The organism is Ornithinimicrobium avium, from assembly GCF_003351765.1.
Lineage (GTDB): Bacteria > Actinomycetota > Actinomycetes > Actinomycetales > Dermatophilaceae > Ornithinicoccus > Ornithinicoccus avius.
The window spans coordinates 1162108-1180375 of sequence record NZ_CP031229.1 but is presented as its reverse complement, the minus strand read 5'-3'; the positions used below and the strand labels follow the sequence as shown (position 1 = coordinate 1180375).

The 18268-nt window shown below is 72.4% G+C and carries 17 protein-coding genes; 9 read left to right on the top strand and 8 right to left on the bottom strand.

Features of this window, described 5'->3' with window-relative positions:
• Nucleotides 1–28 precede the first annotated feature (28 nt).
• The 4 genes from DV701_RS05390 (at nt 29) to DV701_RS05375 (ending at nt 3793) form a co-directional block, all read left to right on the top strand.
• Nucleotides 29–862 carry an ETX/MTX2 family pore-forming toxin gene (locus DV701_RS05390; RefSeq protein ID WP_114927391.1) on the top strand — a complete coding sequence of 278 codons (834 nt, stop codon included), beginning with the start codon at nt 29–31 and terminating at the stop codon, nt 860–862.
• 59 nt (nt 863–921) lie between these two features.
• A complete protein-coding gene (locus DV701_RS05385; RefSeq protein WP_114927390.1) occupies nt 922–1353 on the top strand; it encodes an HIT family protein in 432 nt (143 codons plus the stop codon).
• A gap of 91 nt (nt 1354–1444) precedes the next feature.
• A complete protein-coding gene (locus DV701_RS05380) occupies nt 1445–2578 on the top strand; it encodes a baeRF3 domain-containing protein (RefSeq protein WP_114927389.1) in 1134 nt (377 codons plus the stop codon).
• A 252-nt stretch (nt 2579–2830) separates the two neighbouring features.
• Entirely contained in the window at nt 2831–3793 is a 963-nt protein-coding gene (locus tag DV701_RS05375) for a hypothetical protein (protein WP_162802823.1), read from the top strand.
• 114 nt (nt 3794–3907) lie between these two features.
• Here the strand turns inward: DV701_RS05375 and glnA are convergent, their stop codons facing one another.
• Complete coding sequence (gene glnA / locus DV701_RS05370) at nt 3908–5332, bottom strand: type I glutamate--ammonia ligase (protein ID WP_114927387.1); 1425 nt, start codon at nt 5330–5332, stop codon at nt 3908–3910.
• A gap of 111 nt (nt 5333–5443) precedes the next feature.
• Between glnA and DV701_RS05365 the strand changes: the two genes are divergently transcribed.
• Both DV701_RS05365 and DV701_RS05360 read left to right on the top strand, forming a co-directional pair.
• Entirely contained in the window at nt 5444–5878 is a 435-nt protein-coding gene (locus DV701_RS05365) for an RDD family protein (RefSeq protein ID WP_114927386.1), read from the top strand.
• Between the two features lie 5 nt (nt 5879–5883).
• Nucleotides 5884–7647, top strand: a complete 1764-nt coding sequence (locus DV701_RS05360; protein WP_114927385.1) for an LTA synthase family protein — start codon at nt 5884–5886, stop codon at nt 7645–7647.
• 124 nt (nt 7648–7771) lie between these two features.
• On the opposite strand, the gene DV701_RS05355 is transcribed toward DV701_RS05360, so the two are convergent.
• Nucleotides 7772–8458 (bottom strand): hypothetical protein, encoded by a 687-nt coding sequence (locus DV701_RS05355; RefSeq protein ID WP_114927384.1) that lies wholly within the window; start codon nt 8456–8458, stop codon nt 7772–7774.
• 206 nt (nt 8459–8664) lie between these two features.
• Here DV701_RS05355 and DV701_RS05350 point away from each other — a divergent pair, with 206 nt between their 5' ends.
• Nucleotides 8665–9810: a sensor histidine kinase gene (locus tag DV701_RS05350; RefSeq protein WP_228255322.1), complete on the top strand. Its 1146-nt coding sequence runs from the start codon at nt 8665–8667 to the stop codon at nt 9808–9810.
• Nucleotides 9807–10499 carry a response regulator gene (locus DV701_RS05345; protein WP_114927382.1) on the top strand — a complete coding sequence of 231 codons (693 nt, stop codon included), beginning with the start codon at nt 9807–9809 and terminating at the stop codon, nt 10497–10499. Before DV701_RS05350 ends, DV701_RS05345 begins: the two co-directional genes overlap by 4 nt.
• Before the next feature lie 114 nt (nt 10500–10613).
• Here DV701_RS05345 and DV701_RS05340 read toward each other — a convergent pair whose 3' ends face one another.
• The 5 genes from DV701_RS05340 to lipB form a co-directional block, all read right to left on the bottom strand.
• Nucleotides 10614–11405 carry a DUF4191 domain-containing protein gene (locus DV701_RS05340; protein ID WP_114930811.1) on the bottom strand — a complete coding sequence of 264 codons (792 nt, stop codon included), beginning with the start codon at nt 11403–11405 and terminating at the stop codon, nt 10614–10616.
• 43 nt (nt 11406–11448) lie between these two features.
• Nucleotides 11449–12516 carry a lipoyl synthase gene (gene lipA / locus DV701_RS05335; protein ID WP_114927381.1) on the bottom strand — a complete coding sequence of 356 codons (1068 nt, stop codon included), beginning with the start codon at nt 12514–12516 and terminating at the stop codon, nt 11449–11451.
• Nucleotides 12517–12588: 72 nt separating this feature from the next.
• Nucleotides 12589–13563 (bottom strand): ABC transporter permease subunit, encoded by a 975-nt coding sequence (locus tag DV701_RS05330; protein WP_114927380.1) that lies wholly within the window; start codon nt 13561–13563, stop codon nt 12589–12591.
• Nucleotides 13560–14612, bottom strand: a complete 1053-nt coding sequence (locus DV701_RS05325) for an ABC transporter ATP-binding protein (protein WP_114927379.1) — start codon at nt 14610–14612, stop codon at nt 13560–13562. Before DV701_RS05325 ends, DV701_RS05330 begins: the two co-directional genes overlap by 4 nt.
• 129 nt (nt 14613–14741) lie before the next feature.
• Entirely contained in the window at nt 14742–15383 is a 642-nt protein-coding gene (gene lipB, locus DV701_RS05320) for a lipoyl(octanoyl) transferase LipB (RefSeq protein WP_114927378.1), read from the bottom strand.
• A gap of 72 nt (nt 15384–15455) precedes the next feature.
• Between lipB and DV701_RS05315 the strand changes: the two genes are divergently transcribed.
• Nucleotides 15456–17204: a serine/threonine-protein kinase gene (locus DV701_RS05315; RefSeq protein WP_162802822.1), complete on the top strand. Its 1749-nt coding sequence runs from the start codon at nt 15456–15458 to the stop codon at nt 17202–17204.
• Nucleotides 17205–17270: 66 nt separating this feature from the next.
• Here the strand turns inward: DV701_RS05315 and DV701_RS05310 are convergent, their stop codons facing one another.
• Nucleotides 17271–18245 carry a TIGR01777 family oxidoreductase gene (locus DV701_RS05310; RefSeq protein WP_228255241.1) on the bottom strand — a complete coding sequence of 325 codons (975 nt, stop codon included), beginning with the start codon at nt 18243–18245 and terminating at the stop codon, nt 17271–17273.
• Between the last annotated feature and the right edge of the window lie 23 nt (nt 18246–18268).

Genomic DNA, 18268 nt, shown 5'->3' with positions numbered 1-18268 from the left:
GGGCTCAACACGCTCGAAGGGGTCCGACATGAGTGACATCGACGTGAACCAAAGGCTGCGGAGCGCGCTGGAGTCCCAGTACGAGAAGTTCACGGACAAGGGGCAGACGTACTGGACTGTCGTCAATCACACCTGCCGCGGGTTCGACACCTCGAAGGTCTTGCTGAGATTGTTGGCCATCGATTATCCAGGGCTGTCGGAAAATGTCATCTCACAACCTGTCGTACTCTCCGATAACATCATCAGAAATCCGAGCTCGGCGACCGTCACCACGAACGTGGAGTACAACAAGTCGGTCACCGACACCTTTGGGTGGAACGTGTCAGCTGGCTTGAAGCTGGCAGCCTCAGCGAAGTTCCAGGCGGGTGTTCCGATCATCGGACAAGCCGAAGCCACGACCTCTGTGGAGATCAGTCTCAGCGGGGGCGTGCAAAGCTCCCACTCCGAGCAGACGACCTACAAGAGCAGCGTCCAGGTGAAGGTGGATCCCCACAGCAGTGTCAGGGTCAAGGCGATACTGACGCAAGGAAAGGTGGACGCCCTGCCGTTCAGGGCCACCCTGCAGGCCTATGGGTTGGTCGGCGCAGAGCGCGCCTACGGGGGCGGGACCGCTGGTCCGTCAAACTGGAACTGGGATTGGGCTGACCTTGACTCCGGGGGCTGGAAGGATCCCAACTTCAAGCAGCACCCACCTGTGCTGAAGGACGGAAGTGCACGAAAGTTCGTCCTTGACGGGCTGTTCAGTGCGACGTGCGGCCTCAGTACTCATGTGGTGACCGAAGACTTGGCGGAGGAAGAGCTCGCCAACGTCACCTCGAGCCAGGTCCTGCTCGCAGAGCCCGGCACCCTCGTGCTCGACTAGGCCCGCCCACCACCCCGCCTCCCCTGGGGGACCGTCGGCGCGCCTGCCATGCTGGTCGCATGCCTGCTGCTCCCTGCGCGTTCTGCCGCATCGTCGCAGGGGAGGCGTCGGCCGAGATCGTGCTCCGGACGCCGCAGGTCGTCGGCTTCCTCGACACCCGGCCCGTGTTCAAGGGGCACGTCCTGGTGGTGCCGCGCGACCACATACCCACGCTGACCGACCTGCCCGACGAGCTCGTGGTGCCGCTGTTCACCTCGGCGCGCGCGGTGGCGCGGGCGGTGCAGGAGGCGCTCGGGGCGCAGGGCAGCTTCGTGGCGATGAACAACGTGGTCAGCCAGTCCGTGCCGCACCTGCACGTGCACGTCGTGCCCCGCACCAAGGGCGACGGGCTGCGCGGGTTCTTCTGGCCGCGGACGAAGTACGCCGGCGGCGAGGCCGAGGAGTATGCCGCGCGCCTGCGGCAGGCCCTCGAGGGCACTCTGCCGCGCTGACCACCAAGCCTCCGGAGAGCGTCCGCATACCCCTGGGCAGCGCGGCGAAGGACAGCGTAGGCTCGCAGCACGCGACCGACAGGAGGACCTGATGGACCTGATGACCCGGGCCGAGTTCGAGGAGCTGGTGGGCGAGAGCGGAGCGACCAAGCTGTCGCTGTTCGCCCCCACGCACCGGGTGGCGACCGCGCGGGAGAGCGACGAGGACCGCCTGCGCTGGAAGAACCTGCTGACCACCGTCCAGGACGCGCTCGTGGAGCAGGGCGGTGAGCGCCGCGAGGTCGAGGACCTGCTCGCGCCGGCGTGGGAGCTGCACGGGGACGCGATGGCGTGGAGCCACATGGGCGACGGCCTGGCGATGTTCCTGCGCCCGGGCTGGTCGGCCTCCTACCGGGTGCCGCTGGAGGTGCCCGAGCTGGCGGCCTACGGCGGGGGATTCATCCTCAGCCCGGTGCTGCCGCTGCTGAGCGACCAGAACTACGTCGTCCTGGCGCTGAGCCAGAAGGCCGTGCGCGTGCTGCGCGGCAGCCGCACCCGGATCGGGGAGCTGGACCTGCCCGGAGTGCCGGAGGCGTTCGGGGAGCTGTACGACGACGGCCGCCAGCCCGACTCCGTCCCGCGGCCGAGCACAACCGGGCGGGCCGGCCAGGCCGTCTTCCACGGCCCCGGCGGGATGGACAACCTGCACAAGGAGGACGTGGTCGAGTTCTTCCGCGAGGTGAGCCGCGGCGTCGAGGAGCACCTGGCGGGACGCTCGATCCCGCTGATCCTCGCCGGGCTGCCCGAGTGGGTCGCGGTCTACCGCGAGCTCAACGGCTATCCGCACCTGGTCGACGGCGCGGTCGAGCGCAACCCCGACGACATGAGCGCCGACGACCTGCGCGGCGCGGCCTGGGACCTGGTCTCGCAGCGGCTGGCCGAGGAGAAGTCCCGGCTGCTGGACCGGCTCAACGAGCAGCGCGGGCACGGCAACGGCGTGGTCGACCCGCACGAGACGCTGACCGCGGCCCGCGAGGGCCGGGTCGACACGCTGCTGCTGGCTCCCGAGGGCTGCTACGGCCAGGCCCACGACGGGCGGGTGGTCCTGCTGCCCGCCGACGACGACGGCGACGTGTGCGCGCTCGCTGACGCCGCGGCACGGGCGACCCTGCGCAACGGCGGGGCGGTCCGGATGGTGGAGGGGCTGCCGGAGGACGCGACGGTCGGGGCGGTGCTGCGCTACTGAGGCCGGTGGCGGGTGCGCTGTGCGAGCGTGCGCGACCCCGCCCACCGCACTCGTGACACGCCGGTACGTGGCCGTACCGGCGTGTCACGGCATTCCTGCACGGCGGTCCTCCACAGGAGCGAGCGCGCTGGCCCCCTGTCCACAACAGCTGTCCGGGGTGGTGCTCCTGGTCCGCCCGGAGGGGACCGTGAGAGCATGTCACCCGGAACCCGACCAGCCCCAGCCTTTCCCTCCATCCCGGGCCAACGGGGCATGGCGACGGTGGGCCAGCTGCTGGAGCGCGGCTGGACCCTCACGCTGCTGCGCCGCTCACGGTCGGGCCGTTGGCAGGAGCCGATGCCGCGTGTGGTGGTGCCGCACCGAGGACCGGTGGACGCCCCGACCCGGCTGGTGGCCATGGCGCTGTGGGCGGGCAGGAAGTCCATCCTGACCGGCGCCGTCGCCCTGGCCGAGCTGGGACTCCAGCCGCGCCAGACACGGATGACGACGTTCGTCGTCCCGGACGGGTCGAGGGCCAAGCAGTACGGTCTGGTGCAAGTCGTCCGCTCCTCCCGGACGCCGGACCTCGCGATCAGGCGCGGGCCGGTCGGGGTGGCGAGAGCAGCACGCGCGGTCGCCGACGCAGCCGTCTACGAGCGGCACGCGGCCCCGGACCTGGAGCACCTGACGATCAGCGTCCTGCAGCGGGGGCTGGCCACGGCCGAGGAGCTGGAGCGCGAGCTCTGGCAGCGGCCGCGCGCCAGGGTGGGGCCCGTGTGGAAGGGCCTGGGCGCCTTCGTCCAGGGTGCATGGTCCCGGCCCGAGGGAGTGCTCCGGGAGGTGGTCGAGGGGGCTGGTGGGTTCCCGCCGCTGATCACCAACTGCCGGCTGGAGACCCTCGACGGCGGGAGAGGGGCACAACCGGCCCGGGTCGTCGGCCTTCCTGACGGCTACTTCGAGGACGCCGGCGTCGCCATCCAGGTGCACTCCCGGCAGTACCACCAGGGACATGACGACCGGGGGAGCGACCGCTGGGCGGAGACGGTGGAGAAGGACGGGGCGTTCGTCGAGCAGGGGGTCACGGTCGTGGCGGTGACGCCGTGGACGCTCTACCGGGCTCCTGGGCGGTTCGTCAAGCGGCTGCGCACGGTGGTGGAGAGGCAGCTCGCTTCGCCCGGGCCGTCGGTGCGCGTGGTGCGGCTGGACGAGAAGAACAGACGTGCAGAAATGCCGTGACACGCCGGTACGTGGCCGTACCGGCGTGTCACGGCATTCCTGCACAACGGTGGTGGAGGCCACGCACGACGACGGGGAGGGCGCTGCTCACGCCCTCCCGGCCGCCCCCCTCGATCAGATGTCGAAGTACATCTCGAACTCGTGCGGGTGCGGGCGCAGGCGGATCGGGTCGATCTCGTGCTGGCGCTTGTAGTCGACCCAGGTCTGGATGAGGTCCTCGGTGAACACGTCGCCCTCGGTGAGGTAGTCGTGGTCCTCCTCGAGCGCGACGAGCACCGCGGGCAGGGAGGTCGGCAGCTGCTCGATGCCGGCCATCTCCTCCGGGGGCAGCTCGTAGAGGTCCTTGTCCACCGGCTCCGGCGGCTCGATCCGGTTGCGGATGCCGTCCAGCCCGGCCATCAGCTGGGCGGCGAAGGCGAGGTAGGGGTTGGCCGAAGGGTCCGGCACGCGGTACTCGATGCGCTTGGCCTTCGGGCTGTTGCCGGTGATCGGGATGCGCACGCAGGCCGAGCGGTTCCGGGCCGAGTAGACCAGGTTGATCGGCGCCTCGTAGCCCGGCACCAGGCGGTGGTAGGAGTTCATCGAGGGGTTGGTGAACGCCAGCAGCGAGGGGCCGTGGGAGAGCAGGCCGCCGATGTACCAGCGCGCCACGTCGGACAGGCCCCCGTAGCCGTTCTCGTCGTAGAACAGCGGCTCGCCGTCCTTCCACAGGCTCTGGTGGGTGTGCATCCCCGATCCGTTGTCGCCGAACAGCGGCTTGGGCATGAAGGTCGCCGTCTTGCCGTGGCCCCAGGCGTTGTTCTTGATGACGTACTTGAACTTCATCATGTCGTCGCCGGAGTGCAGCAGGGTGTTGAACCGGTAGTTGATCTCCTGCTGCCCCGCGGTGCCGACCTCGTGGTGGGAGCGCTCGACGATCAGCCCCACGGAGGCCATGTCCAGGCACATCGAGTCGCGGATGTCGGCGAAGTGGTCCACCGGGGGCACGGGGAAGTAGCCGCCCTTGTAACGGGTCTTGTAGCCGCGGTTGCCGCCCTCCTCGGCGCGACCGGTGTTCCACGCCGCCTCGATGGAGTCGATGTGGTAGTAGCTGCCCTGCGGCGCCGACTCGAAACGGATGTCGTCGAAGACGTAGAACTCGGCCTCGGCGCCGAAGAACGCGGTGTCGGCGATCCCGGTGGAGCGCAGGTGCTCCTCGGCCCGTCGGGCGATCTGCCGCGGGTCGCGCTCGTAGGGCTCGTCGGTGAACGGGTCGACGATCGAGAAGTTCATGATGAGCGTCTTCTGCGTCCGGTACGGGTCCAGGTAGGCGGTGTGCGGGTCGGGGATGAGCTTCATGTCCGACTCGTGGATCGACTTGAAGCCCCGGATGGAGGAACCGTCGAACATCTGGCCGGTGTGGAAGGCGTCCTCGTCGAAGGTCGCCGCCGGCACGTTGAAGTGCTGCATGACACCCGGCAGGTCGCAGAACCTGATGTCGATGAACTTCACGTCCTCGTCCTTGATGAAGGCGAGGACCTCCTCGGCGTTGCTGAACATGCTGCCTCCTGGCATCCCGGTCGCTGGCTGGGCACGACAGTACCGCCCTGCCGTTTCACCGCCGTGACCCGAGTGTTTCCGGACTGTTTCGACAGTCGTTACCCTTGCGGGGTGACGATTCCGACGCAGCAGGGGCGTCCCCTGGAGCTGCCCGAGACGGGCGTGGGATCCGTCGCGCCCTTCGGCCGGCGTCTCCTCGCGCTGCTCGTCGACTGGATCCTGTGCCAGCTCATCGCCACCGCCCTCTTCGGTATGCAGTGGGGCCAGGTCGGCGGGACCGAGGCCTTCTACCCCCTCCTCCTGCTGCTCGTCGAGAACACCGTGCTCGTCGGCACGCTGGGCACGACCGTGGGCCACCGGCTCCTCGGCGTCCGGGTCGTCGACGTCCACGCCGCCTCCGTCGCGGCCGGGACGCCACCGACCATCGGCCGCTCGCTGGTGCGCGCGGTGCTGCTGTGCCTGTTCGTGCCGGCGCTGATCATGGACTCCCACGGCCGCGGCCTGCACGACCGCGCTGCCCGTACCGTCGTCGTGCGCGGACGCTGACCGGCGTGCTGCAACGGGCCGTCGCTCGGGGGCGCGCGCGCGAGCGCGCCGGGGCGCTGCTCCGCGCGCCCGTCGACCGCACCTTCGCGATCCTGCTGGTCGGGCTGGTGGTCAAGGCCACGGTCCTCGCCGAGGCCGTCGTCGGCCCCGGCTGGAGCGTCCTGCTCGCGGCCCCGGCCGCCGTCCCGCTCAGCCTCCTGCTGCTCGCGCCCGGGCTGGTGCTGCACGGAGCCCGGCGCACGGCATACCTGGTGGGCGTGGCGGCGGTGCTGTCGAGCGTGCTGCTGGCCGACCTCGTCAACGTCCGCGCCTTCGGCCGGCTGCTCAGCGTGACCATGATCGGTGCCGACGCCCCGCTCGACGGGCTGGGCGCCTCGGTCGTGGCGATGCTGCGGCCGGTCGACGCCCTCTTCTACGCCGACGTCGTGCTCGTCCTCGTGCTCGCGCTGCGCGGGGTGCTCGCCCGGCGGAGCGCGCCGGTGCGGGTGCGCGTGTGGCGGGCCCTGACCGTCGCGGTCGTGGGCACGGCGCTGTTCGCGGTGCAGGTGCTGACCATGACCTCCGACCCGGCTGCCCGGATCGTCTCCCTCTCCCCGCTGGGCTCGCACGTGCACGAGGCGTACGCCGAGCTGGTCGACACCAACCGGGTGCTCGACCCGGCCGAGCGGCGGCGGGTGGAGGACTGGTTCGCCGGCAACGCGGCATACCAGGACCCCGCGCCGGAGCACGCCGACCTGTTCGGGGCGCTGGCCGGCAAGGACGTCTTCGTCGTCCAGGTCGAGTCGCTCGAGGACGTGGTGGTCGGGCTGGAGGTGGAGGGCCAGGAGGTGACGCCGGTGCTGGACGGACTGCTCGAGGAGAGCATCCGCTTCACCGACGTCGTGCAGCAGACCCGCGACGGCAACACCGCCGACGCCGAGCTGCTCGTGCACGCCTCGGCCTACCCGGTGCAGGCGGGCGCGGCGTTCATGCGCTTCCCGGAGAACCGGGGCTACGCCTCGCTGCCGCGGCTGGCCGGGGACCACGGCTGGCACACGCAGGTGCTGCACGGGGACGTGGCCAGCTTCTGGAACCGCGACGAGGTCTACCCGCGGCTGGGCTGGGACGAGTACGTCTCCGAGGAGGACTTCGCCGACACCACCCAGATCGGGATGGGCACGGCCGACTCCGCCCTGTTCCACCAGGCGCTGCTGGAGCTCGAGGAGCACGCCGCCGACGGGCCGTCGCTGATGTACCTCTCGACGCTCACCTCGCACACGCCGTGGGACATGCCGCCGGAGCTGCAGGGGCTGGAGCTGACGGAGACCAACCACGGCGCCGGCTACCTGCAGAGCCTGCACTACACCGACGCCGCCTTCGGGGAGTTCTACCGCGCGCTGGAGGAGCAGGGCCGGCTGGACCGGTCGGCGTTCGTCTTCTTCGGCGACCACGAGGGGATCCACAAGTACTTCCCCGACGAGGCGCCGCCGCTGGTGCCGGACAACGACAAGCGGCTGCCGCTGATCGTGCACGTGCCCGGCATGGACGGCTTCGAGGTGGACAACCCCGGCGGGCAGGTCGACATCCTGCCGACCCTGGCCTTCCTGATGGGCGTGCCCCCGGACGAGTATGCCGACCGCGTCATGGGGCGCAACCTGCTCGGCGCGCAGTCGGGCTCGGGCGTGGACTCCGACGGTGCGATCACCTACGGGGTCGACGGCCTGGAGCTGCTCACGCAGGCGTATGAGGTGGCCGACCTGGCGGTCAGCGGCGACTTCTTCATGCGCTGACGCTGGGACCGGGCTCCCCGCGCGACTCACGTACGGTCCTTGTCGAGAACTCGGGATGCATCCGTCGTTCTCTACAGGAACCGTACGTGAGTGGGCGGCCGGGTGGCGGGTCGTGCTTGCCAGGTCAGGCGGAGACCGTCGGGCGCTCCACCGAGGTTGCGCGAGCAGCGGTGCGCCAGTGCTCCGGGGCGGAGCGCCACACCTCGACCGCGAGCGCGACGAACACCGCGACGTAGAGCAGCCCGCCCGCATAGCCCGTCCACTGCGAGAAGCCGCTGCCGACGAACTCCACCACCACCCAGAGGACGATCGCCGGCCCGACCCAGCGCGGGCCGACGTGGCCGCGCCAGAGCGACACGGCCAGCACGAGCAGGCCGAGGACGGTCCCGAGCAGTCCCGCCGCCATGAACGGCAGGCCGGCGCCCTGCTCGGTGCGGGCCAGCACCCCGGCGTGCACGTCGACCGCGGAGAGGTCCTGCGCCATCGACAGCATGGTGGCGCTGACGCCGCCGTAGACGGCGTGGCCGAAGCAGCCGAGCACGACGAGCACCGCGCCGGTCCAGGCGAGCACCGGTGTCCGGTCGGCCAGCAGGTGCGCCAGGCCCACGACCCCGCCGGCGAGGAAGAGCTGGGAGAGAGTGAATCCGAGCGCCGAGACCGTGGCCGTCCCGGGAGCGGCCGCGATGGCGGCGAGCCGGTCGGCGTGGCCGCCGGAGAAGTCCGGCATGAGCAGGACGCTGACGGCCGCGAGCACGGCGGCGAGGGCGAGGGATCCTGCGACGGTGGCGCGGGCGAGCAGGGCGGTGGTCATGGGAAGGCTCCTTGCCTGGTCCTGGCCGGCCCGTGCGGTCGGCTGACCCCGACGTTAGGCAGACCGCTGGTCGCGCCGGGTCGCCCGCGGGTCCCGACCCCATGGTCGAGCAGGCGCGTGCTCCATACCCGGAAGAGGGCACGGCGGTCAACTCCAGGATGAGGACAGGAGAGGGTCGCCACCCCTAGATTGACCTCGTGACGACGATGACGCGGGCGCGGTGGGCGCTCGACCTGGCCCTCGCCGCGCTGCTCGCCGTCCTGGGCCTGGTCGAGGTCTGGTTGCCGCTCGAGTCCGTCATGGGGGAGGGCTCGGCGGTCGTCAGCACCGTGGGCATCGTCGCCTTCGCCGCCCTGATGACCCAACGCCGAGCGCGGCCATGGCTGGCGCTGGCCTCCCTGCTGGTGTGGCCGGTGCTCGGGATCGCGCAGGGCGGCCAGATGCAGGTCCTCTTCTTCGGGCAGCTCGTGCCCGTCATGGTGCTGGTCTACTCGCTGGCGCGCCACGGGCAGGGCCGGCTGCGCTGGGTCGCGCCGCTGGCCGGGATCCTCTTCGTCAGCACCGCCGACCTCTACATCCCGCTGCTGCAGGAGCCGAGCGAGCTCATCTTCCACTGGGCCGGCGTGATCCTCAGCTTCCTCACGGGGCACTCGTTGCGGCTTGCCGAGGACCGCGCCGTCCGGGAGGCGGTGCGGGCGCAGGAGGCGAGGGTCTCGGCCCGGCAGCGAGCCATGGTCGCGGTGGCCGAGGAGCGGGCCAGGATCGCCCGCGAGCTGCACGACATCGTGGCGCACTCGGTAGGGATGATCGTCGTGCAGGCCGGGGCCGCCGAGCAGGTGGTCGAGGAGGACCCCGAGTTCGCCCGCCGGGCGCTGGGCACCATCCGCACCACGGGGTCCTCCGCGCTGGCCGAGATGCGCCGGCTCGTGGGCATGCTGCGCGCCCCGGACGCCGAGGTGGACTTCGCCCCGCAGCCCGGGATCGCCGCCCTCCCGGACCTGGTCGCCTCCTCGGGAGAGTCGGGGCTGGAGGTGTCGCTGACGACGAGGGGCGAGGGCCGCCGGCTGCCGCGCGGGGTGGAGCTGACGGCATACCGGGTCGTGCAGGAGGCGCTGACCAACGTCCGGCTGCACTCCGCCGCGACCCGCGCCGAGGTGGTCGTGGACGTGGGCGGCGACGCGCTGGAGGTGCAGATCAGGGACGAGGGGCCGGCGCTGCCCTCGGAGGAGCCGCCCGGGCACGGCCTGGTCGGCATGCGCGAGCGCGTCGCGCTCTACGGCGGCACCGTCACCTCCGAGCCGACCGAGTCGGGCTTCACCGTCCGCGCGGTCCTTCCCCTGGAGCAGGTATGACGTCGCCCCCGCACGAGCCGCGGCCCGCCCCTCTCCGGGTGCTGCTGGTCGACGACCAGGAGCTGGTCCGCGTCGGCTTCCGGCTGATTCTGGAGCGTGGCGGACTGGAGGTGGTCGGGGAGGCGGGCGACGGCGTGGAGGCGGTGGAGCTGGTGCGCCGGCTGCGACCGGACGTGGTGCTCATGGACGTCCGGATGCCGCGCCTGGACGGTGTGGAGGCCACCCGGCGCGTGATGGCGCTGGCGGGGGAGCGCCCGCGGGTGCTGGTGCTGACCACCTTCGACCTGGACGAGTACGTCTACGAGGCCGTCCGCGCCGGTGCCTCCGGCTTCCTCCTCAAGGACGTGGCCCCCGAGGACCTCGTCCACGCCGTGCGGGTGGTGGCGCGAGGGGAGACGATGCTCGCGCCCGCCCTGATCAGCCGGCTGCTGGAGCGCTTCACCTCGCGGCCGCTGGCTGGTGCGCCCGCCCTGCCCGTCGGGCTGACCGAGCGGGAGACCGAGGTCGCCCGGCTGATCGCCCGGGGGCTGTCCAACGTGGAGATCGGCTCGCGTCTCTACCTGTCCGAGGCGACGGTGAAGACCTACGTCTCCCGGCTGCTGACCAAGCTCGACCTGCGCGACCGGGTGCAGGTCGCGGTGCTCGCCTACCGGACGGGGCTGGTGTCGGTCGGGGACGACGAGGACTGAGGCCGCAGCAGGCGCCCGGCGTTGTCGCGGAGCGCCGATGTCCGTGGTCCCGCGCGTCGACGATCCGCGACATCGCCCCCGGAGCGAGGTATGGGGTGCCGCCTGCGGAGCCCCTCAGCGGCCGCGCAGCGCCTTGCGGCTCATCCGCGGCGCGCGGGTGGGGTCGATGCCCTTGGGGATCGGCGGGCGGTTCTTGCCGGCCAGGGCCTTGAGCCGCTGCTGGACGACGAGGGCCTCGTCGTTGGACAGCTTCTTGGGCAGCTTCTTCATCGTGGGGACGACCTTGCGCAGCGTGGTGTCCTCCTCGCCCTTGCCGATCGTGATGGTGTGCACCGGCACCTCCTCGCCGACGACGCGGGTGACGCGCTTGCGCTCGGCGGTGGCCAGGCGCTGAGCCGAGCCGCGGGGGCCCTCGGCGATGAGGACGACGCCGGGCCTGCCGACGGCGCGGAAGACCATCGCGGCGTTGTGCAGGTCGCGCATGCCGCGCATCTGGCCGCCGGCCTCGGCGGCCACCGGCTCCTGCTCGTAGAACCAGCCGCGGCGCAGCTGGCCGAGGACGGCCGAGGCGGCACCGGGCTGTCCCTCGATCTGGGCGAACGCAGCACGCTCGGCGCGCCGGCCCAGGATGATCACCGCGGCCAGGATCGCCAGCGGCAGGCCGATGATCAGCATGTAGACGACCTGGTCGATCCAGATGCCGACGAGCACCGCCACGACGAGCACGGCGAGGGCGGCCAGCAGCATCCACCAGACCGACGCGGGGTCGGCCTTGCGGGTCATCGTGAAGACCTGGCGCATCTGGGCGACGCGGCCCGGACCCTTGTTGGGGTCCTTGGCCTTCCGTCGTCGGCCGAAGAGGCCCTTCTTGGCCGGCTCGGCGGCGGTGCTCCTGCTGCTGGACATGGACATCAGGATACGTGGTGGCGCGGGTGGTCCCGGCCGCCGCTCAGCAGCCGGCGCGACCGAGCGTGCCGATCTCCTGGCGCGGGTCGCCGACGAGCCCCCTGGCCACGAGCGAGGCGGCCTCCTGGCGCGCGGGCACGTCGGCCTCGAGCTGCTCGCGCAGGTGCGAGAGGTGCTCGGGGACCTCGCGGCCCCACCGGCGCATCGCCGAGGCGTAGAGCTTGCCGGCCCGGTAGGAGCTGCGCACCAGCGGCCCGGCCATCACGCCCTTGAACCCGATCTGCTCGGCCAGGTCGGACCAGTGCAGGAACTCCTCGGGCTTGACCCACCTGTCGATCGGGTGGTGCAGCTTGGAGGGGCGCAGGTACTGGGTGATCGTCAGGATGTCGCAGCCCGCGTCGTGCAGGTCGTGCAGCGCCTGCTCGATCTCCTCCTCGCGCTCGCCCATGCCCAGGATGAGGTTGGACTTGGTGACCAGCTCGTCCGCGCGGGCCATCGACAGCACCTGCAGCGACTTGTCGTAGGTGAACGCGGGCCGGATCTTCTTGAAGATGCGCGGCACCGTCTCCAGGTTGTGCGCGAAGACCTCGGGCCGGGCGTCGAAGACCTGCTGGACCAGCTCGGGCACCGCACCGAAGTCGGGCGGGAGGATCTCCACGCCGGTGTTCGGGTTGAGCTCGTGCACCGTGCGGATGACCTCGGCGTAGAGCCAGGCCGCCCCGTCGGGCTGGTCGTCGCGGGCGACGCCGGTGATGGTCGCGTAGCGCAGCTCCATCGTGCGGATCGACTCGGCCACCTTGCGCGGCTCGTCCCGGTCCAGCGCGGTGGGCCGGCCGGTGGCGATGTCGCAGAAGTCGCAGCGCCGGGTGCAGATGTCGCCGCCGATGAGGAAGGTCGCCTCGCGGTCCTCCCAGCACTCGAAGATGTTGGGACAGCCGGCCTCCTGGCAGACCGTGTGCAGCCCTCCCTTGCGGACCATGGAGTGCAGCTCCTGGTATTCCGGACCCATCTTGGCGGTGGTCCGGATCCAGCCGGGCTTGCGCTCGATCGGCGTCTCTGCGTTGCGGGCCTCCACGCGCAGCAGGCGGCGGCCTTCCGGTGCGATGGTCACAGGTGCTCCTAGCTTCGGCGACGAAGCCCGCGGCGCGCGGGCCAGCACACCGTCAGCCTATCCGTCCGGCTCTCAGTCGACGTCCGCGGTCCGGAAACGTGCCCAGGCGAGCAGAGCGACCGCGGCGAGCAGCACCGCGAGCTCGACCGCGCCGTGCGTGCCGGTGATGCTGTGCTTCACCGGCACGCACTCCGAGAAGCCGGTGCAGTTGTCCCACGACTCCCACTGCGCCCCGTCGTTGACGAACGCGTCGATGTTGCGGCCGAGCAGGAACCGCTGCACCGAGAAGAACATGTTGCCGATGAAGCCCTCGGCCAGCACCAGGTAGCCCACGAGCACCCCGATCACCACCCCGCTGTGCTTGACGAGGAAGGCCGCGGCCGCGCCGAAGGCACCGGCGAGGGCCGCGACCACCACCACGCGCAGCGCCATCCACAGCAGGAAGCGCCAGTCGTCGGCCGGCACCCCGTCGTCGAGGTGGAACCAGCGGAAGACGGCCGGCACCCCGAGCAGGACGAGCACCATGCCGACCACGGTCATCGGCACCGCCGCGAGCGCCGGTGCGACGACCTTGGCCACGAAGACCCGGGTGCGCCGCGGCTCGAAGGTCAGCAGCGTGCCCATCGTGCGGTGCGAGAACTCGGCCGCCACCGCCGTCGACCCCATCGCCAGGGCCAGGAAGGCAAAGGGGTAGACCAGTCCGGTCAGGAGCATGCGGTACTGGTCGGTGAGGGCGGGCATCTGCCCGTACATGTCCTCGATCGAGGGTGGACGCATCTGCTCGCAGGAGAAGTCGACGGACGGGTCGCCCGAGCGCCGGCGCTCCTGGGCCTCCTCCAGCTTGCACTCCTCGATCATGCGCTCGTTGTCCTCCACCATCTGCTGGTAGGAGGCGTCCGCGCCGGACCGCGCGTGGTCGATCTGCCGGGCCTGGGTGAAGACGCCGAACAGGGTGACCAGGACGATCGCCACCGCGGCGAGGAGCGTGACCCAGACGACCTTGCGGGCCACGAGGCGGCCGAGCTCGACGCGCAGCAGGCGGGTCATGCGGACTCCTCCGGGGACGGCGTGGCGGACGGGTCGGCGGCAGAGCCCGGCGCCGGGTCCAGCCCCTCGCCGGCGGTCAGCTCGAGGAAGATCTGCTCCAGGCCGCGGCGGCTGGGCAGGAGCCGGTCCACCCACAGCCCCTGCTCGCCCAGGACGCGGCTGATCTCGGCCGGCTCGGCGCCGGTCACGGTGAGCAGCCCGCTCTCCTCGGAGGTGTCGTAGCCGCGCAGCCCGTCGGCGGCGTCGTGCCCGGTCGGCCGGGCCATCCACTCCGCGCTGAAGCCGGCCTCGCGCAGGATGCGCACCGCCGCCCCGGGGTGGCGCACGCCGACCTCGACGGTCTCGCCCCCGCCGCCGATCAGCCCGGCCACCGAGCCCTGCGCGAGCACCCGGCCGCGGCCGATGATCGAGACGGTGTCGGCGATCTGCTCGATCTCGGAGAGGATGTGGCTGCTGACCAGCACGGTGCGTCCCTCGTCGCCCAGCCGGCGCATCGTCTGCCGGATCTCGGAGATGCCCGCGGGGTCCAGGCCGTTGGTGGGCTCGTCGAAGATGAGCAGGTCGGGGGACTTCAGGAGGGTGGCCGCGATGGCGAGGCGCTGCTTCATACCCAGGCTGTAGGAGCGGAAGCGGTCGTGGCCGCGACCGCCCAGCCCGACGCTGTCCAGGACCTCGCCCACCCGTGCGCGGGGCGTGCCGATCGCGTCGGCCAGCAGGCGCAGGTTGCGCTCGCCGCTGAAGGTGGGGAAGAACTTCGGCGTCTCCACGATCGCCCCGACCCGGTCGACCACCGAGGGCAGCCGCTGCGGGACCCGGGTGCCGAAGATGTGCATGGTGCCGCTGTCGGCCGGCGTCAGCCCCAGCAGCATCCGGATGGTCGTGGTCTTGCCCGAGCCGTTGGGCCCGAGGAATCCGTGCACGCCCCCCGCGGGCACGTCCAGGTCCAGCCCGTGCACCGCCACGCGCGTGCCCCGCAGCGTGCGGAAGGTCTTGCGCAACCCCCGGGTGGCGACCGCCAGCCCCTCGTCCGATCCCACGGCGACGCTCATCGTCCTCCCGTCCCTGAGCGGCCACCCTGGCCGACCCCTGCGCTACACAGTCAACACCACGGGTATGTCGTTCACGGGCCACCTGTTGCACGCGCGTGTCCCGGCGGGTCGCGCCGGCGGGTCGTGCGGTCAGGTAGGGACGCCCTCCAGCACCCGCTCCAGGTGCGCGGTCGCCAGCGGCAGCACCTCGGCGACGCTCACGGCGCGGCCCAGCTCCTTGGACAGCGAGGTGACGCCGGCGTCGGCGATGCCGCAGGGGATCACCACGTCGGCGTAGCCCAGGTCGTTGTCGCAGTTGAGCGCGAACCCGTGCATCGTCACGTCGTGGCTGACCCGGATCCCGATCGCGCCGATCTTGCGCTCGGGGCGGGCGCGGTCGGCGGGCAGCCACACCCCCGAGCGGCCCTCGACGCGGGAGGTCTGCAGGCCCAGCTCACCGCATACCCCCATCATCATGTCCTCGAGGCGGCGCACGTGCCAGACCACGTCGACCGGCTGCGGCAGGTGCACGATCGGGTAGCCGACCAGCTGCCCCGGCCCGTGCCAGGTGATCTTGCCGCCCCGGTCGACGTCGATGACCGGCGTGCCGTCCAGCGGTCGCTCGTGCGGCTCGGTCCGCTTGCCGGCGGTGTAGACGGCGGCGTGCTCCAGCAGCAGCACGGTGTCCGGCAGCTCGCCGGCGACGACCCTGGCGTGGACCTCGCGCTGGTGGTCCCAGGCCTGCTGGTAGTCCACGTAGTCCGGCCCGAAACCGAGGTGCTCGAAGCGCATGGGCGTCACTCTACGCGCGTGCCTGTGGATAAGTTCTGCGGGCGGAGGAGCGGTGCTGGCACCGTGGTCGCCGTGGACAGTTCTGGGACGGAGCGGGCGCCCCTGGTGCCCGGGTATGACGTGCTCGAGCCGCTCGGCCACGGGGCCAGCGCCACGGTATGGCGCGCCCGGCGCCGCGCCGACGGCCTCGTCGTGGCGCTGAAGGTGCTGGAGCGGGCGGACGGGGACGTCGCCGCCGGGCTGCGGGAGGCGGGGCTGCTGGCGGGGGTGCGCCACCAGCACGTGGTGCGGCTCTACGACGTGCTGCCGCTGCCGGACCCGCAGACGGGACGACCCGCCGCGGTGGCGCTGGCGACCCAGCTGGCCGGGGGAGGATCCCTGGCGCAGGTGCTGTCCCGCCGGCGCCGGCTCTCCGCCGGGGAGCTGGTCACCGCGCTCCAGCCGGTCGCCGGGGCGCTGGTGGACCTGCACGGCCGGGGGATGGTGCACGGCGACCTGTCGACCGGCAACGTGCTGTTCACCGGCGACGGCATGCCGCTGCTCTCCGACCTCGGTGCTGCCCGCGTCGCCGGGTCGGCCCACGCCGGTCCGCTCGGGACCGGCGCGGACCAGGGTCTGGTCGCGCCCGAGGTGGTCGAGGGCTTCCCGGCGACGCAGGAGTCGGACGTCTACCAGCTCGGTGCGGTCTGCTGGCTGGCGCTGGCGGGCGAGCCGCCGGGGCCGGGGTGGGCCCGGGGCGACCTGGTCGAGCTCGCGCCCGCGCTGCCGGCGGGGCTGGCCGACCTCGTGACCCGCTGCCTGGCGCCGGAGCCGGGCGACCGGCCGGACGCGGAGGAGGTCGCCCTGGCGCTGCTGGCGACGGCCGCACCGGAGCCGGTCGAGGTGGCCCCGGACGCCGACCCGGGGCACGGCCTGACCGAGCGCCTGCGTCAGCAGGCCCGCGACGACCTTGCCGAGCGGGCCGACGCGGAGCCCACGAGGAGGCGTGGACTGCGGCTGCCGCGCCGGCGGCGTGAGCCGGTGGACGTCCGGCCGAGCGCCGGTGGGCGCTCCGGCCGGCGCGAGCCGCACGAGCGCAGGTCGGTGCCGGGCCGACCGGCGGAGCCTGCCCGGCGTGCCCGGGGCCAGCACCGGCAGGCGGTCCCGGACGGAACACGCGCCGGGGGCACCGGCCCGGGCGTGCGCGCAGCGGCGTGGGCCGGGCTCGCCGTGCTGGTCCTGGTCGGGGTCGTCGGCGCGGCGCGGCTCGTGGGGGTGGACCTCCGGAGCGCCCTGGCGGGCGGGCCGCCGGCCGCCACGGTGACCGTCGAGGAGGGAGCGGCCGCGGACGGCCCCGTGGAGCCGGTGGAGGCGGCGGTCGCGGAGGCCACCTCGGAGCCGGTGGAGGAGGCCGCCCTGCCGGGAGCCGGGACCGACCCTGCTGGTGACGAGGTCCTCCTGAGCACGGTGCAGGCCCTGGTCGACGCACGGGCGCTGGCCTGGGAGGAGGGGGACCCGGACCTGCTCGCCTCGGTCACGGCGCAGGGCTCACCGGCGCTGGCCGCCGAGGCCGACGCCCTGGAAGAGGCGCGCGCGCAGGGCGTCCGCTACGCAGAGGTCTCCTTCCGCGTCGAGCGCGCTGTCCTCGTCGAGGAGGCCGGGGACCGGCTCACCGTCGACGCCGCGGTGGCACGGGCGCCGCTGACCGGCACCGACACCTCGGGGCAGACCGTGGTCGAGGAGCCCGGGAGCACGGAGCGGGTGCGCCTCGTGCTGGCCCGCGACGAGGCAGGGTGGCTGCTGTGGTCGTGGGCGCCCCAGGACGAGAGCTCCACACGATGAGCCGGAAGCACGAGCGACGTCCCGATTGCCACCCCCGCCCTCCGGCACGGGTCGGTCGCCCCGGCCCTAGCCCGCCTTCTTGGCGCGCTTGCGCTGGGTGGTCAACCACTCCATCGCCACCCCCAGCTCGGAGTGGTCCCAGCCGAAGCCCGCGTGGCGCAGCACGGTGGGCAGCGCCCGCTGACTGGTCAGGATCTCGCCGGCCATCTCGCCCAGGACCAGGCGCAGCGCCACGGTCGGGGCAGGCACGATGGCCGGTCGGTTGAGCTTCTCGGCCAGCGTCTTGACCACCGCGGTCTGGGTGGCCGGATCGGGCCCGGTGAGATTCACCGGGCCGGTCAGCGAAGGGTGGTCGAGGAGGAAGACGACGGCGCGGACGTGGTCGTGCAGCGTGATCCAGGACCAGTACTGGTCCCCGCGGCCCAGCGGCCCCGCCAGGCCGGCCTTGGCCAGCGGCATGATCCGGGCGATCGCCCCGCCGTGCGGGGAGAGGACGATGCCGGTGCGCAGGTGGGCGACCGAGGCACCCGCGTGCTCGGCGGGCCAGGTCGCGTTCTCCCACTCGCGGCACAGCTCGGCGAGGAAGCCCTGGCCGTGCCCGCTCTCCTCCGTGAGCAGGTCGGTGCCCTGGTCGCCGTAGAAGCCGACCGCGGAGGCTGACAGCAGCCGAGGTCGCGAGCCGGCCGGGAGGGCGGCCACGGCCAGGGAGATCGTCTCGGTGCCCTCCAGGCGGGAGGACATGAGCAGCCGCTTGCGCGCCGCCGTCCACCGGTGGTCGCCGATGCCGGCGCCGGCCAGGTGCACCACGCCCTCGACGCCGTCGAGCACGGCGGGGTCCAGCCTGACCCCCGGCTCCCACCGGGCCTCCCGCACGCCGGGCGGCAGCTGCGGGTCCCCGGAGGCGCGAGGGGCGCGGCGGACCAGGTGCAGGACCTGGTCGCCGCGTCCTCGCAGCTCCTCGGACAGTGCGGAGCCGATCATGCCGCTGGCGCCGGTGAGGGCGACCGTGCGGCCGGTGGACGGGGGAACCTGTGTCGTCAAGGGGTGCTCCGTTTCGACCCGAA

What these genes read in the sequence shown, in the direction of transcription:
- DV701_RS05390 (WP_114927391.1), top strand. Translation starts at nt 29, where the DNA reads ATGAGTGACATCGACGTGAACCAAAGGCTGCGGAGCGCGCTGGAGTCC.
- DV701_RS05385 (WP_114927390.1), top strand. Translation starts at nt 922, where the DNA reads ATGCCTGCTGCTCCCTGCGCGTTCTGCCGCATCGTCGCAGGGGAGGCG.
- DV701_RS05380 (WP_114927389.1), top strand. Translation starts at nt 1,445, where the DNA reads ATGGACCTGATGACCCGGGCCGAGTTCGAGGAGCTGGTGGGCGAGAGC.
- DV701_RS05375 (WP_162802823.1), top strand. Translation starts at nt 2,831, where the DNA reads ATGGCGACGGTGGGCCAGCTGCTGGAGCGCGGCTGGACCCTCACGCTG.
- glnA (WP_114927387.1), bottom strand. Translation starts at nt 5,332, where the DNA reads ATGTTCAGCAACGCCGAGGAGGTCCTCGCCTTCATCAAGGACGAGGAC.
- DV701_RS05355 (WP_114927384.1), bottom strand. Translation starts at nt 8,458, where the DNA reads ATGACCACCGCCCTGCTCGCCCGCGCCACCGTCGCAGGATCCCTCGCC.
- DV701_RS05350 (WP_228255322.1), top strand. Translation starts at nt 8,665, where the DNA reads ATGACGCGGGCGCGGTGGGCGCTCGACCTGGCCCTCGCCGCGCTGCTC.
- DV701_RS05345 (WP_114927382.1), top strand. Translation starts at nt 9,807, where the DNA reads ATGACGTCGCCCCCGCACGAGCCGCGGCCCGCCCCTCTCCGGGTGCTG.
- DV701_RS05340 (WP_114930811.1), bottom strand. Translation starts at nt 11,405, where the DNA reads ATGTCCAGCAGCAGGAGCACCGCCGCCGAGCCGGCCAAGAAGGGCCTC.
- DV701_RS05330 (WP_114927380.1), bottom strand. Translation starts at nt 13,563, where the DNA reads ATGACCCGCCTGCTGCGCGTCGAGCTCGGCCGCCTCGTGGCCCGCAAG.
- DV701_RS05325 (WP_114927379.1), bottom strand. Translation starts at nt 14,612, where the DNA reads ATGAGCGTCGCCGTGGGATCGGACGAGGGGCTGGCGGTCGCCACCCGG.
- lipB (WP_114927378.1), bottom strand. Translation starts at nt 15,383, where the DNA reads ATGCGCTTCGAGCACCTCGGTTTCGGGCCGGACTACGTGGACTACCAG.